We start from the raw sequence: 11,888 nt of genomic DNA on the forward strand, positions 1-11,888 counted from the left end.
CCCATGGCAACCGTCGGAATACGCTCCGCCCGAACACCTTGTATCGCCCAGCGCGTCGTAGCGGCCGTCGCAGCGGCACCGGACAGCACAGGCCGAGCGTTGCAGGCGTCAGAGATCCAGGAGGGCCGGGGCATCGATCAACTCCGGCCCTTCTGGCGCGGGGTGTCCTTCTTATCCCTGGTGGCCCAGGCGCACTTACAGCGGCTAACACGATGACGCGGATGGCTTCTTGTGGGCACACCTGCAGGACGAGTTGAGGGTTCGGCTGGAAGTGCGACGACGCCAGTCGGGGACCACTATCCCTCTTCTACGCTCCGCGCCCCGCCATGCCACGGAACTCGTCCATGAGGGAAAAGAACAACTCCATCGGTTGAGTTCCGGCTGCCTCGGCTGCTCGTTCGATCTCGACAGCCCAGCCCAGAGCGCTGGGAACTGCATGCTCAGTCACTTCCACAGCCACTGGGAGAAGGGGCCGCCGTTTCAGAAGTCGAAACGCTCATCGATGTCATGGATCTCGGAGGCGACTGCGTAGCCGATGAGCATGGAGTCCCGATGCTGAAGTGAGCTACGGCGCACCCACATTCCTGGGCGGAGCCTCACCTCGTCGAGGAACTCGTGGACATTGTTGAGCTCTCTCGGCCTCCGCGGCCCTGGCCTGCCGATCACCGGTGCAGTCACACCTGCAGCGTACTGAGATCAGGTAGCACAGGGACTGAATCGGCCGGTGGGTGATGAGGCGGCAGGCGGGCTTGAGAAATGCTTTGTGGATGTCGGCCCTGCGTTCCCAGCGGATCCGAAGACGTCGGAACCCCGTGGAGCCAGGCGAAGGACCGCTCGACCACGCACCGGTAGGTGCCAAGTCCGGTGCCGTGCAGGGTGCCACGGCGGGCGATCGCGGGCACGATGCCGCGGGCCCGGACCTGGTCGCGGTAGATGTCGCGGTCGTAGCCGCGGTCGGCGAAGAGCGAGTAAGGCTTGCGGCGGGGCCGGCCGACCCGGCCGGGGACCGGCGGGATCGAGTCGAGCAGCGGAAGCAGCTGGGTAACGTTGTTGCGGTTGCCGCCGGTCAGCAGGACTGCGAGCGGTGTGACGTGCCCGTCAGTGATCAAGTGGTGCTTCGAGCCTGCCCGCCCCCGGTCGACCGGCGACGGGCCTGTTTGGCTCCCCCTAGGCGTTCTCGGCGTGCTGCTCCACCCCGGGCATGGCGTTCGGCGACAGTTTCACGTCCGTCCAACGATTCCCGGGCGGAAAGGATCACCAACAGTGCCGGCGGTTTCTGCTGGAGTCAGCGGGCTCGGACGACTTCGATGACCGTGTCTGGGCAGTCGTCGAGGAGTTCGGTGAGCACGGCCTGTTCTGCAGGGTCTACGGCAAGCCCCCAGCGGATTTTCACGGTGATCCAGTCGGCGGTGTACGTGCAGCGGTAGTCCTGGGCGGGCGGCTGCCAGGTGGCGGGGTCCTGGTCGGCTTTCGACCGGTTGCTGGTGGCGGAGACGGCGATGAGGGCGCGGGGGTCGTCGAGGTCGTTGGCGTAGGCCTGGCGTTCGGCTGGCGTCCATGCGGAGGCGCCGGAGTCCCATGATTCGGCGAGCGGGACGAGGTGGTCGATGTCGAGGGCGCGGGCCTGGGTGAAGGCGGTGTCGTCGTAGGGCGAGTACCAGGTGCCGCCGCTCAGCGTGCAGTTGGCTCCCTGTTCGGGGGCGGTGAGGGCTTCTTCCAGGAGGACTTCGTTGCGGGTGCTGCAGCCGTCGCGGTCGGCGTCGATCCAGTGCCGGAACTTGGTGCGTTCGTAGCCGGTGCGGTTCTCGTCCTGCACGGTGAGCGCGGCCAGGGCGTCGCGGACCGGGAGGGTGAGGGTGTCACCAGGGGCATGCCGGTGTGATGCCGGAGCGCGGGAGACAGCGTGGGCGGCGGGGGAGAGCAGGGCGGCGAGCGCGGACAGCGCGGCGGCCATGACGCTGGCGGTGCGGGGGTGGCGCACGGAGACGGGTCCTTTCGAAGATCACAAACGGTTGGTGATCTTCGTAGTGGCCGGGTCGGCGTCGTGACGGCTGTTCGGCTCGGGGTTCACCCGCGCGGTGGGCAAGTCACACGATCGCATGAGATCGACAGCGAACACCTCGAGCACTTTCGGGTGGTGCGGCACGCTCGTGTCGGCCGTAAGGCCGGCCGTATGGCTGCTGTCGATGACACGTATGGGGTGGCGAGGTGCAGGGAGACAGGACGCTCGAGGCGCTCAGGGCAGTCCGGGCGGCAGCGAAAGAGGCCGAGCACGGCTGGGTACTGGACACCGTGGCCCCGTCGCCGCAGCGCAGTGCGCGTGCTTTGGCGGGGGAGGGGCTGGTGGAGACGGCCGACCGGGAGACGCGTGCGGAGCTGTCGGCGTGGGAGGGCCGTCCGGTGCGCTGGGCGGTCCGCTTGTCGGCGGCCGGGCACGACCTGCTCGCCTACGCCGGGGTCCGGCCGGCTCCGACGCCCCTGGGGCCGGGGCCGGGGGAGCAGTTGGTGGAGCTGGCGCCGTCCCAGATGACAGCGCTGCGGGTGTTCGTCGGCCTGGCCGGCGAGCTGAAGTCACCGCCGGCGCCAGGCCTTGCCGAGCAAGTCCGTACGGCCGTGTACGACCGGGGCGCAAGGCGGTGGCAGCTGCATCTGACGCAGGAGCAGATGGAGTCGGCGGCATACGGATTCTGGCTTCACCGCCTGACCGGGTCCGCTGCGGAGGCCAACCGCTTCGGCCGCGATTACAAAGTCCAGTTCAACGCCCACCCGGGCCGCAGAGCAACGGGTGGGCTGCCATCTTGTGACAGTGCAGGTGCCGTGACGGCGGAGAGGGTGTCGGAGGCGAGCGCTAGGGTGCGTGGCCGTGGACGCTACTGATCTTGAATACGGGCCCGGACGCGGTCCGGGTGCATCCCGCCCGAGCTGGTCTCGCGGCTACTCGAACGCGGCTACGCCGACGTGGTGGAGCTGTACGCCGGACGCGGGCAGTGGTTCTGCGCGCTGGCGTGGGCGCAGTTGCTGGGGGAGCAGGGCCGGCAAGCCGACGCGTTGGAGGTGCTCACCCGTATCTGGCGACCGGCTGGTGGACGGCTGTCGCAGCCGCGGCCGAGCTGCTGGAGAGCTGGGGCCGCGTCGACGAGGCGATCGAGATGACCCGGGTCCGCATGGAGGCCGGACATCCGATGGCGATGGAGTTCAACGCTCGCCTGCTCGCGCGGCACGGCTGTGCCGAGGAGGCGTTCACTCTGCTGCGCCGGCACATCGGTGAACTGCCCCTCGGCATCTTGGTCGACGTTTCGGGAGCCGCCGGCCGCGACGAGGAAGCCGCCGTGCTGGTCGCCGCCCGGACCGAGCACCGGTGTTCCGACTTCCCGTGGTGCTGCAAAGGCGGCGATCGCGACACGGCATTCGGGTACCTGGCCGTGATCCGCGAGCGCCAGGGCCGCACCGACGAGGCGATCGCCCTGCTGCGCGCCCACAGCATCAGCCTGCTCAGCAACCGTGAGCAGCTGGCCGCGGCCCTGGCGCGGGACGAGCGGCTCGACGAGCTTCGGGCCATGGCGGCGACTGACGACTCTGGGAGCGCAGTTCGGCAGCTCGCGCGGTTGCTGGAGGAGCGCGGCGACGTGGAAGGGGCGATCGCGGCATACCGGCAGGCCGGCGAGGCGGTGGGCGGCACATGTTCGGCGTTCGAGCTTGCGCAGCTTCTGGCCCGGCACGGCCGGGGGAGCGAAGCGATCGACGTGATGCGGGTCCAGGCAGACATCCACAACGGGTACGACTGGGTCCTCCATGCTCTGGCCGAGCTGTGCCTCGATCAGGGCCGCCCGGAGGAAGGCCTGGCACACCTCGATGCCCTCGCCGCCGCTCGCGGGGGCGAGGAGGAGTGGGACCTGTACTGGCTACGGCTGCCGCTGATCGCCGCCCGCGACGGCGTCGACGAAGCGGTCGCACAGGCCCGCTCCCATATCGAGGGCGCCACCCGGTACGCGGCACCGCACATCGCCGAGCTCCTCGCCAGCGCCGGACGTACCGAGGAAGCCGTCGCCGTCCTGGAACAGCACTCCTCCTCGAACTGCTCTGACCTGGCCGGGTATCTCATCGACCTCGGTCGCGTCGAGGACGCGATGGCCATCCTCTTGCAGCCTGCACCCAGCCGGCGCAACCGCGGGCGGCCTCTGGCACGACGAGCCCCCGTTCTGTGACTCAGCCCGCTGTCCGGCTTGCCATGCGGCACCGTTCCGCAGCCGGTGCGGCTGCCACCCTGCCCTCGGTGGATGACGTGAGTTCGGGTACGTGAGGCACGTATGTGCCGCGAAAGGCCGGGGCTTGGCGTGGCCGTTGGACTGAGCGCTTGTGGGATGGCCGGGGGCGCTGCGCGAGCTCAAGGAACTGCTGTACGAGGTGTACCTGGCAGCGGGCGCCCCCAGCCTGGATGCGATCACTGAGGACATCGTCGCCCACCAAGAACTGGAGGGGGCGCCGAGCTGGGACACGGTCCATCGCATCATCACCGACGGCGAACGTCCTGGCCAACAAGCCAACAGGCCGCCGTGGCCAAGGTGCTGGCCCGCCGCGCCGCCTGGCACGCACCAGCTCTGGCGGGGCGCCCTGTGGGGTCTACTGATGCAGATCTTGACGGCGCAGGGCGCGGGATGCCCGATCAGCGAACTCCGCGGCGATGTCCGGCTCGTCTGGCACAGCGGCCAGCGGGTCCACCCGACGGAGCCCGCGACCGATTCGGGATCCTGCCCGCCTACGTCCCCCGGGAGCACGACGCTCGCCTGAAGACGGTGGTCGACGCGGCGAAAGCCGGGTGCAGCTGGTGCTTGCCCCACCCGGCCGAACGTATGGCAAAAGGCCCGGTCAGCACACAAGTTACTGTCCTGCCTCAGCCACGGCGAGACGTTCACGGCCAGAATCAGACGACTGTCCGTCGCCATCGGCCTTCTGTCCGCTGTCCGGCGAACAACTCGACTTCACCCGATCAAGTCAATCGCCGAAGATCCTTCCATCGAGCGGACCACAATCTTTGAACTCGACCAAGCCAAGACTGTCAACCGCAGGCTTCCGCGGTCGTCCCGGTCGAACACCAGGACCATGGGTCCTCGTCGTCAACGACACCTGTCTGACAGCCCCAGCCTTCAATTCTGCGGACTGGATCTGCGGACACACCGTGGCTGACACCACCACGTAGGACTGACGCCACCAAGCTTCCACTCCTCGCCGTCGCTACTGCGGGCGGTCGGACAATCTCAGCTATCGCCGCCTAGAAGCCACTACAGGCTGACCGGGCACAGGCTGACCGGGCACAGGCTGACCGGGCACAGGCTGACCGGGCACAGGTTCTGCAACAGCAGCTATTGCCGCCGCCGCAGCAGCAACCCGTACCGCAGCCCTGTGCTGCTCGATCGAACCATACGGAGACATCAACTGGGGACGAAGGTCTGGCACCGACGCCACGGGGCCATACATCATGCGAGAGATCCCATGAACTCCAGCTTCGACCTCATCAACCCGCTGCTCCAACCGCTTGACCTCATCAGCAACCAGGTCTGCGCTCATGAGATGCCCTCCGTTCAAGGACGACATGATGCGGAACTCAAGCTGCTCGCGCGGGGTCAGCTTATTCCACGCCCCCGTATTGTCCGTCCTTTGATCGCTAAGATAATTAGAGGACTTTCCGTTTCTCGAGGAAAAAACCGAAGCTGCAATTGGCTTTATCTTGTATTCCTGTATGTACCCCCTCAGCAACCGAAGGGCTTCGGCGGTAAGTTCGGCGCGATTGGGCATAGTCGATCTCCCAGGTGTGATGGCAGGGGCCGTCGGGGCGGGCCGGGACGCGGGAGCGTGCCCGGATGAGCCGGCGCCCGGCGTCGGCGCCGCGCTGGACTTCTGTGCCCGGACTGTGGAGACGGATTGCGAGTGGGGAGGGCCGGACGGTGCGGTCCCAGCCGAAGCAGAGGGCCGGGGCCCAGGCAAGGAGGAGCTCGCCGGACCTACGGCCTGGGTGAACCGTGTTGCGGTCGTAGGCGTGTGCGGCGACAACGCCCTCGCGCCACCGACGTTGTCCCAGACATCAAATCCCTTTTTCTTCAAAGCCTGAGCTGCCGCAAGACCCAGCTCACCAGCAGGTCGAGATCCCCCGATGGAGCGCATCCTATGCAGGATCTCTCCAAATTTCATATTGTTGACAATTGTGCTTTGGGTTGGCAGTACAGGGCTTCCCTTAAGATCTGTTTCGAACTGATAATCACGCACGATGGCCGCGACCGCGATATCCTGCTCATCGCGTCTGAACTCGCCTTCCGTCCTCGTGTCGCGCGACAGAGCGTATTGCGTGCCATATCTCACAACGGAAAAACTTCGCCGGGTAAGGGAATTCGCCCGCTCCTCGTCAAGTGTTCTCCTGACGTGACCTTGATCGTCGACCCGGGCGGCGAGCAGGACCTGTGAAAGACCGCTATCGCGGTTTCGGCCTGGTATAAGGGGTCTATTTTGAGAATCTCTTTCGAATTCGAACTCCATTATGAGTTTCGGATAATCTGTCATTGTTGCTCCTTTGCTTTTGGTGATGAGGTTAAAAGGGAGCCGCCCTGGGGAAACCTGCGGCTACGGGACTGGCAGGTTCATCCGGAGACTCGCTAGTGCTACGGGATGCAGCTGGGGTCAAGTTCAATTCGACTGCCCTCTCCTGCGCCAGGGCTTCGACGTAGTCGGGTGATGTCTTATTTGTAATCAAATGAGGCCGGGGGGCGCGGTTGGCGGTTCGTGACAGGTCATGAGGTGAGGCCCGACCGCAGCCGCGCCAGGCCGCGGTGCGAGGCACCGGGCGTACGCAGCGCCGGGCATGATCAGCGCTGGCGCCAGGAACGCAGCCTCTCAGCGATGCCGGACGAGTCTGGACGCGGGTGATGGCGGTGTGCAGGCCCTGCCGGTTTGCGGCCGCGTGCTCAAGTCGGCACCGGTCGCGGTACCGCGGTGCGGGGACGGGCAGGCTCCGGCGTTCACAGATCCGGATGATGGGGTGGGCGCGGGCTGTGGTCGGGTCGCGGGTGCGGCTGGGCAGGGCGGGCGAGGTGTACGGCAGGTTGCCTGCGGGATTCGGCGGTGACCTGCACGGTCACGCCGTGGCGGCGGTGCTGGTGGGAGAAGTCGGCCCGGATGTCGCCGACGCCGTCGCACGCGGCAGGGGTTCCGTCGGGCAGGACGTGCTCAAGATCGGTCTCCCGCAGGAGCCGCGGCAGGCCGGGGACCCGGCGGGCGAGGCGGCCGGCCGCGGCGGTGACGTTCGCGTGGGCGGTGCCGACGGATATCCCGAAGCCGGCGGCGATCTGCGTGAGCGGGTCGTGCCGGCGCTGGCAGACCAGCACGCAGAGAGCACGCTGGTGCGGCCGGAGCGTGCAGCCACGGTCACCCTCCAGGGCGACGATGAGCATCGTGCCACCCGATCAGGACGTGAGGCAGGCCGAGTGAGGCAGGAGGCTCCTGCGCTGATGAGTTGAGACGTCGAAACACCTCCTCCACGGCACAGGAGCTTCATGCGCTGCGGAACACCAGCCAGCCATCCGATCAGTGGCCACACTGACAGTGCTCAGTAAGCGAGATCATGGCCTGGATCGACGGTGACCCTGGACTGCCGAATGATCGAGCTGTGCGGTAGTAGTGGATGACGCTCCAGCTCGGCCCGGATTCGAGGGCACCGGGTGGGCCGTAGCTGCGCCAGCAACCGCCGCGATGGCCGACTGCGGAGCTCGTGGGTCACGAAGCCTTAAATTGGCGTTGTCGTCGAATGTCAACGCCGATTTCGTCACGTCGCGAACTGTTTGGAGCATTCGTCCGTCGGCGCCCAGCAGGTTGACCCTCTGGAGATTCTGCCTATCCACTAGGGGGATATTAGTGACATTTATGTTGTCCTGGGCGGCTTCGGCGAGGTACATCAGGGAGAATGGGGGAACCTGCTTGAAGGCTGAGATGATTGCCTTTACTTCGTCTTCATCCACCGTGGCGCCATTTCCGAGCGTGACAGTCGTGCCCATTTACATCCTTTTCAGGTTCTTGTAAATTTGATAACGCGCAGAGCTGGAGGGGTGAACCTCCATCAATGACACTACGGCAGCGTTCGCGGGAAGGTTCAAAGGCACTGCCATGCGGTTTCGGCCTGGCGTTCTGCGAGTACCGCCCCTTTTGGCGCCGGGACCGGCGGTGGGTCAGTGAGAGCGCCAGCCGCATGCTGATGCGCATGGACGATGGTGGAGTCCACCGCGATGTCCCAGTCGATCTCACCCGCGGCATCGGCCGTGGCCTGGACCTGCTGCAGCAGACGCTCCCACGTGTCGTCCGCCGACCATAGCCGCTGCCGTTCATAGACCGTCTTCCACGGCCCGAACGGTTCCGGCGGATCACGCCACTGCACCCCGGTCCGCACCCGGCGCAGAATGCCGTCGATCACCTGCCGGTGATTCCGCCAACGGCCATAATGCTCGTTGCTGACCGGCAGGGACGGACGCAGCCGTTCCCACTCTGCGTCGCATAGGTCGCCCCGCCCCATGTCCGCATCAACGACCCGAACACGATGCTGTCACGCAATCCGACCCGGCGAGCTCTAGTCGCCCGAGAAGCCGAAGATGCCCAGGTGGGTGGGCCTGTCATCGGAGTAGAGGACGACGTCATTGCCGGTCCACCGAAGCCGGCACTGGCCGAGCAGGCTCCGCCGGTGCTCCTCGTGGCTCGCAGCCTCATTGGCAGCGGTGATGAGCTCCTTGTACTGCTCGACCGTGGGGTGGTCGGTAGCGAAGTGGTGAACCACCCGGCTGAGTGCCAGAGGGCGCAGCGTGCCGTAGTCAGAGGCATGAGACCGGACCGGCGGGTCATCTGTGGCAACGATCCTGTCGATGTCGAGGATCGTATGGGTGCCCTCTGTCCCCATGAACTCCTCATCCTCGTACAGGCCCTCGAGGCTGCGGTAACTCACACCGTCGCTGTACTCCTCCTGAATACGGCGGGCAAGGCCACCGTATTCTCGCTGACCGACTCTGGAGGTGGCGGCAATTCATGTGTTCGTCGGTCAGGCGCTGGTGGGCCGCAAACGCGCGGTTCAGGAAGTGCGGGCGGGGCGTCGCACCTGCAGGGCCCAGTCCAAGACATCGTCCGCAACAGTCTCCCAGCCTATGTGGAGGCAAGTGCCGTGGTCGCGGCCTGCATACTCCTTGTAGTCAGTGAGCGCCTTGGAGCGTCGATAGCGGCGGTGGGTCTCACGGACGACCGCTGCCGGCACGATGTGGTCGGCTGTCCCACCCACCAACAAAAGGGGTGCACGCTCACAGTTGTCGAATCGGACGGCGGTGGCCGCACGGTCGGCGGGGGTGAAGTTGGCGAATCCGGCTTGGAACAGGGGCCTGCCCACGCCGGGCACAGCCCAGCGGGCGCGCTCGGCGACGGCCTGCTCCGGGGTGACGGTGTTGGCGAAGGCATAGTGGAATTGGCGGTCGGTCAGCTCGACGGTGCGGCGGAGGTTGGCGGGATTGCCAAGGACCGGCCAGCTGGCGCGCAGGGTGGACAGCGGAAGACGCAGGACACCCCTGGCCGGAGCGGGGTGCACGGCAACGCCTGCGGCCGCAAGACCGCGATCGAGGAGAACCTGTGTGACCAGACCGCCGAAAGAGTGGCCGATGATGATGGGCTCCTCTCCCAACGTGCGCACGAAGCGCTCGTAATGGTCGGCGATCTCCCGAACGCCCAGGCCAACAGGAACCCGGTCACGGTCGAGCGGCTCGTGCAGTTCCGAGATGCCGGGCCATGCCGGGGCATGGACGGTGTGGCCCTGGGCGCTGTATCGGTCGATCCAGGGCTGCCAGCTGTGCGGGGTGAGCCACAGGCCGTGGATCAGGACGATGGGTTTGGTGGACATGGTCACCACTGCTCTCCCTAAGAGACAGACAGTTCTGTCTCTTAGTAGATGAGCACCTGAACGACGCGCCTGTCAAGACAGACCTGTCTGTTACTTTTGAAGGCATGAACGCCGTGCACGGCATCGCCGCTTCAACGTCCCGGCCGCGGGAGCGGCTGCTTGAAACCGCCTCGCGGCTCTTCTATGCCGAGGGCATCCAGGCTGTCGGGGTAGATCGGCTGATCGCCGAGGGGGGAGTGACCAAGGCAACGTTCTACCGTCACTTCCCCAGCAAGGACGATCTGGTGCTGGCCTACCTCCGCGGCCGCGATGGTGCCATCCGTGCCCAGTTCGCCGCCGGCACCGCGATCGCCGGGTCCCCCGAGCAGATGCTCGACCTGCTCATCGCCGGGATCTCCGACGATGCCTGCGGCGAAGGCTTCAGGGGCTGTCCGTTCATCAACGCCGCCGCCGAATACCCCGACCCAGACCACAACGTCCGCCGGGCGATCGGCGAACACCGGACCTGGTTCCGCCAGGCCCTCACCTCCCTGGCAGCCGCCTGCGGGCATCCTGACCCGCGCGGGGCCGCTGCGACGCTGGTCCTCCTGCGCGACGGTGCCATGGTCGGTGGTTACCTCGATGGGCCAGGCGTCTCGGATGCACTCGCGCGTGCCGCACGCGCAGTCCTGGGGGAGTGCGGGTCCGCTCACTAGTCCTTGAGTCGTCGAAGCCATCCCAAGGTGTCAAGTGTCGGTAGGCAGGTGCACGTCAATGTAGGAAGTTCCGTCGGCGTTCGGTCAGCGACTGAAGACCAAGCTACCCAAAGCCCGTTGAGTCGCTGCTGTCTGTGGGCGAGAACATGCAGGTCAGAGCGATATCCAGGAGCATTCAGCGACTCAAGCGACTCACGTTCGGAGTATATGAACCACCTCGAGACTATTCCTGTGCGTCATACATAGAACCCTTCAGTCGCTTCAGTCGCTGTTCTGTGCCGTGACGGCTCGTCATCTGCGGTTTTCTCAAGCTCAAGCAACAGCGACTGCAGCTATTCAGTCGCTGCCCCGGACTTTTGGCCGCTCCTTGCATCCCTACGATCCCACTAACGCCACGGCAGCAGCGTTCCTTCGCATGTGCTCCACGACCTCGTACCCAACCTTCGCTAGGCCGTGTCCATCGTTGAGTCGCTTGGGTCGCTGATAGGCGGTGCGAATGCCTGTTGAGCTGGGCTTTTACGACAGCGACTCACGGCACCCCGCTCTTGAGTCTCCAGGCGCTGCCACTTTGACCACCGCAAGCTGGTGCGCGCGCCGCGGCTGGCCCGTGCATCCGCTTACTGCCGGCCGCAAGACCCCGGCAGCGAACTGCACCCGCTGCCGAACAGATCCCCACCCTGCCGCGCAGTGCCCCTGCCTTCCGGCAGGACGTTGGTGCCACGGCTTCCACTCTGCCACTCTTGACCAGCGACGAATTACACAGTGGTGGAGTGCCCACCCCGAGTTGGCTGTCGGAGTCGCCTGCGGTCCAGCCGGACTGGTCGTCATCGACATCGATGCCCACCCCGCGCAACCTCCCTCCCGGGAACGGATCCTGCCGGGAATCCCGATCGGCGACCATGTCGATCTGACCGGCCTGGCCAACGGCTTCCACACCCTGGCAGTCCTGGCCGCTCTGCGCGGCGAGCGCTGCCCCGCGGAAGACAACACCACCCTGCGCGTCCGCACCCCCTCCGGCGGCCTGCACGTCTGGTACCGCGCCGTGGACAGGCCACGCTGGCGCTGCTCGGCAGGCTCGAGCCAGGGAGCCGCACTCGCCTGGCAGGTCGACGTCCGTGCCCACGGCGGCTACATCGTCGCTCCAGGCACCACCACCCGCGACGGCACGTGCATCCCGGTTGACCATATCCGTGAGCCGGCCGCTCTCCCCACCTGGCTTGCCCAAGAACTCGAGCGCACCGGCCACCTGCCCGCTCCCAGCATTCCCGCGCCCAGACCGGTCC

Annotated in this window: 8 protein-coding genes and 4 pseudogenes; 5 read left to right on the top strand and 7 right to left on the bottom strand. The window is 66.3% G+C overall.

All coding sequences use genetic code 11. The annotated features are described in order from the left end of the window. Positions 1-730 precede the first annotated feature (730 nt). Together J2X68_RS37630 and J2X68_RS37635 are read right to left on the bottom strand one after the other, a co-directional pair. Positions 731-1,166, bottom strand: a pseudogene (locus J2X68_RS37630) (IS5 family transposase); the annotation flags it as partial. Between the two features lie 119 nt (positions 1,167-1,285). Beyond that, positions 1,286-1,954 carry an HNH endonuclease family protein gene (locus J2X68_RS37635; RefSeq protein WP_310437141.1) on the bottom strand — a complete coding sequence of 223 codons (669 nt, stop codon included), beginning with the start codon at positions 1,952-1,954 and terminating at the stop codon, positions 1,286-1,288. Between the two features lie 254 nt (positions 1,955-2,208). Here J2X68_RS37635 and J2X68_RS37640 point away from each other — a divergent pair, with 254 nt between their 5' ends. The 3 genes from J2X68_RS37640 (at position 2,209) to J2X68_RS37650 (ending at position 6,456) form a co-directional block, all read left to right on the top strand. Further along, positions 2,209-2,877 (top strand): DUF6417 family protein, encoded by a 669-nt coding sequence (locus tag J2X68_RS37640; protein ID WP_310437119.1) that lies wholly within the window; start codon positions 2,209-2,211, stop codon positions 2,875-2,877. A 305-nt stretch (positions 2,878-3,182) separates the two neighbouring features. Beyond that, positions 3,183-4,205: a hypothetical protein gene (locus J2X68_RS37645; protein WP_310437120.1), complete on the top strand. Its 1,023-nt coding sequence runs from the start codon at positions 3,183-3,185 to the stop codon at positions 4,203-4,205. A gap of 1,957 nt (positions 4,206-6,162) precedes the next feature. After that, the gene (locus J2X68_RS37650; RefSeq protein ID WP_310437121.1) at positions 6,163-6,456 is read left to right on the top strand and encodes a hypothetical protein; all 294 of its coding nucleotides are present in this window, start codon (positions 6,163-6,165) and stop codon (positions 6,454-6,456) included. Positions 6,457-6,976: 520 nt separating this feature from the next. Here J2X68_RS37650 and J2X68_RS37655 read toward each other — a convergent pair. The 5 genes and pseudogenes from J2X68_RS37655 to J2X68_RS37675 form a co-directional block, all read right to left on the bottom strand. Then, positions 6,977-7,518, bottom strand: a pseudogene (locus J2X68_RS37655) (transposase family protein); the annotation flags it as partial. An 89-nt stretch (positions 7,519-7,607) separates the two neighbouring features. Beyond that, entirely contained in the window at positions 7,608-8,039 is a 432-nt protein-coding gene (locus J2X68_RS37660) for a hypothetical protein (protein WP_310437122.1), read from the bottom strand. Between the two features lie 155 nt (positions 8,040-8,194). After that, positions 8,195-8,551: pseudogene (locus tag J2X68_RS37665) on the bottom strand (transposase); the annotation flags it as partial. Between the two features lie 54 nt (positions 8,552-8,605). After that, complete coding sequence (locus tag J2X68_RS37670) at positions 8,606-8,974, bottom strand: hypothetical protein (RefSeq protein ID WP_310437123.1); 369 nt, start codon at positions 8,972-8,974, stop codon at positions 8,606-8,608. A gap of 123 nt (positions 8,975-9,097) precedes the next feature. Next, positions 9,098-9,910 carry an alpha/beta hydrolase gene (locus J2X68_RS37675; RefSeq protein ID WP_310437142.1) on the bottom strand — a complete coding sequence of 271 codons (813 nt, stop codon included), beginning with the start codon at positions 9,908-9,910 and terminating at the stop codon, positions 9,098-9,100. Positions 9,911-10,014: 104 nt separating this feature from the next. On the opposite strand from J2X68_RS37675, the gene J2X68_RS37680 reads away from it, so the two are divergent. Continuing rightward, positions 10,015-10,605, top strand: coding sequence for a TetR/AcrR family transcriptional regulator (locus J2X68_RS37680; protein WP_310437124.1), 591 nt, complete (start codon positions 10,015-10,017; stop codon positions 10,603-10,605). A gap of 496 nt (positions 10,606-11,101) precedes the next feature. Further along, positions 11,102-11,761, top strand: a pseudogene (locus J2X68_RS37685) (bifunctional DNA primase/polymerase); the annotation flags it as partial. Between the last annotated feature and the right edge of the window lie 127 nt (positions 11,762-11,888).

The organism is Streptomyces sp. 3330 (assembly GCF_031456635.1).
Lineage (GTDB): Bacteria > Actinomycetota > Actinomycetes > Streptomycetales > Streptomycetaceae > Streptomyces.

What these genes read in the sequence shown, in the direction of transcription:
- J2X68_RS37650 (WP_310437121.1), top strand. Translation starts at nt 6,163, where the DNA reads ATGCAGGATCTCTCCAAATTTCATATTGTTGACAATTGTGCTTTGGGT.
- J2X68_RS37635 (WP_310437141.1), bottom strand. Translation starts at nt 1,954, where the DNA reads ATGGCCGCCGCGCTGTCCGCGCTCGCCGCCCTGCTCTCCCCCGCCGCC.
- J2X68_RS37675 (WP_310437142.1), bottom strand. Translation starts at nt 9,910, where the DNA reads ATGTCCACCAAACCCATCGTCCTGATCCACGGCCTGTGGCTCACCCCG.
- J2X68_RS37680 (WP_310437124.1), top strand. Translation starts at nt 10,015, where the DNA reads ATGAACGCCGTGCACGGCATCGCCGCTTCAACGTCCCGGCCGCGGGAG.
- J2X68_RS37645 (WP_310437120.1), top strand. Translation starts at nt 3,183, where the DNA reads ATGGCGATGGAGTTCAACGCTCGCCTGCTCGCGCGGCACGGCTGTGCC.
- J2X68_RS37660 (WP_310437122.1), bottom strand. Translation starts at nt 8,039, where the DNA reads ATGGGCACGACTGTCACGCTCGGAAATGGCGCCACGGTGGATGAAGAC.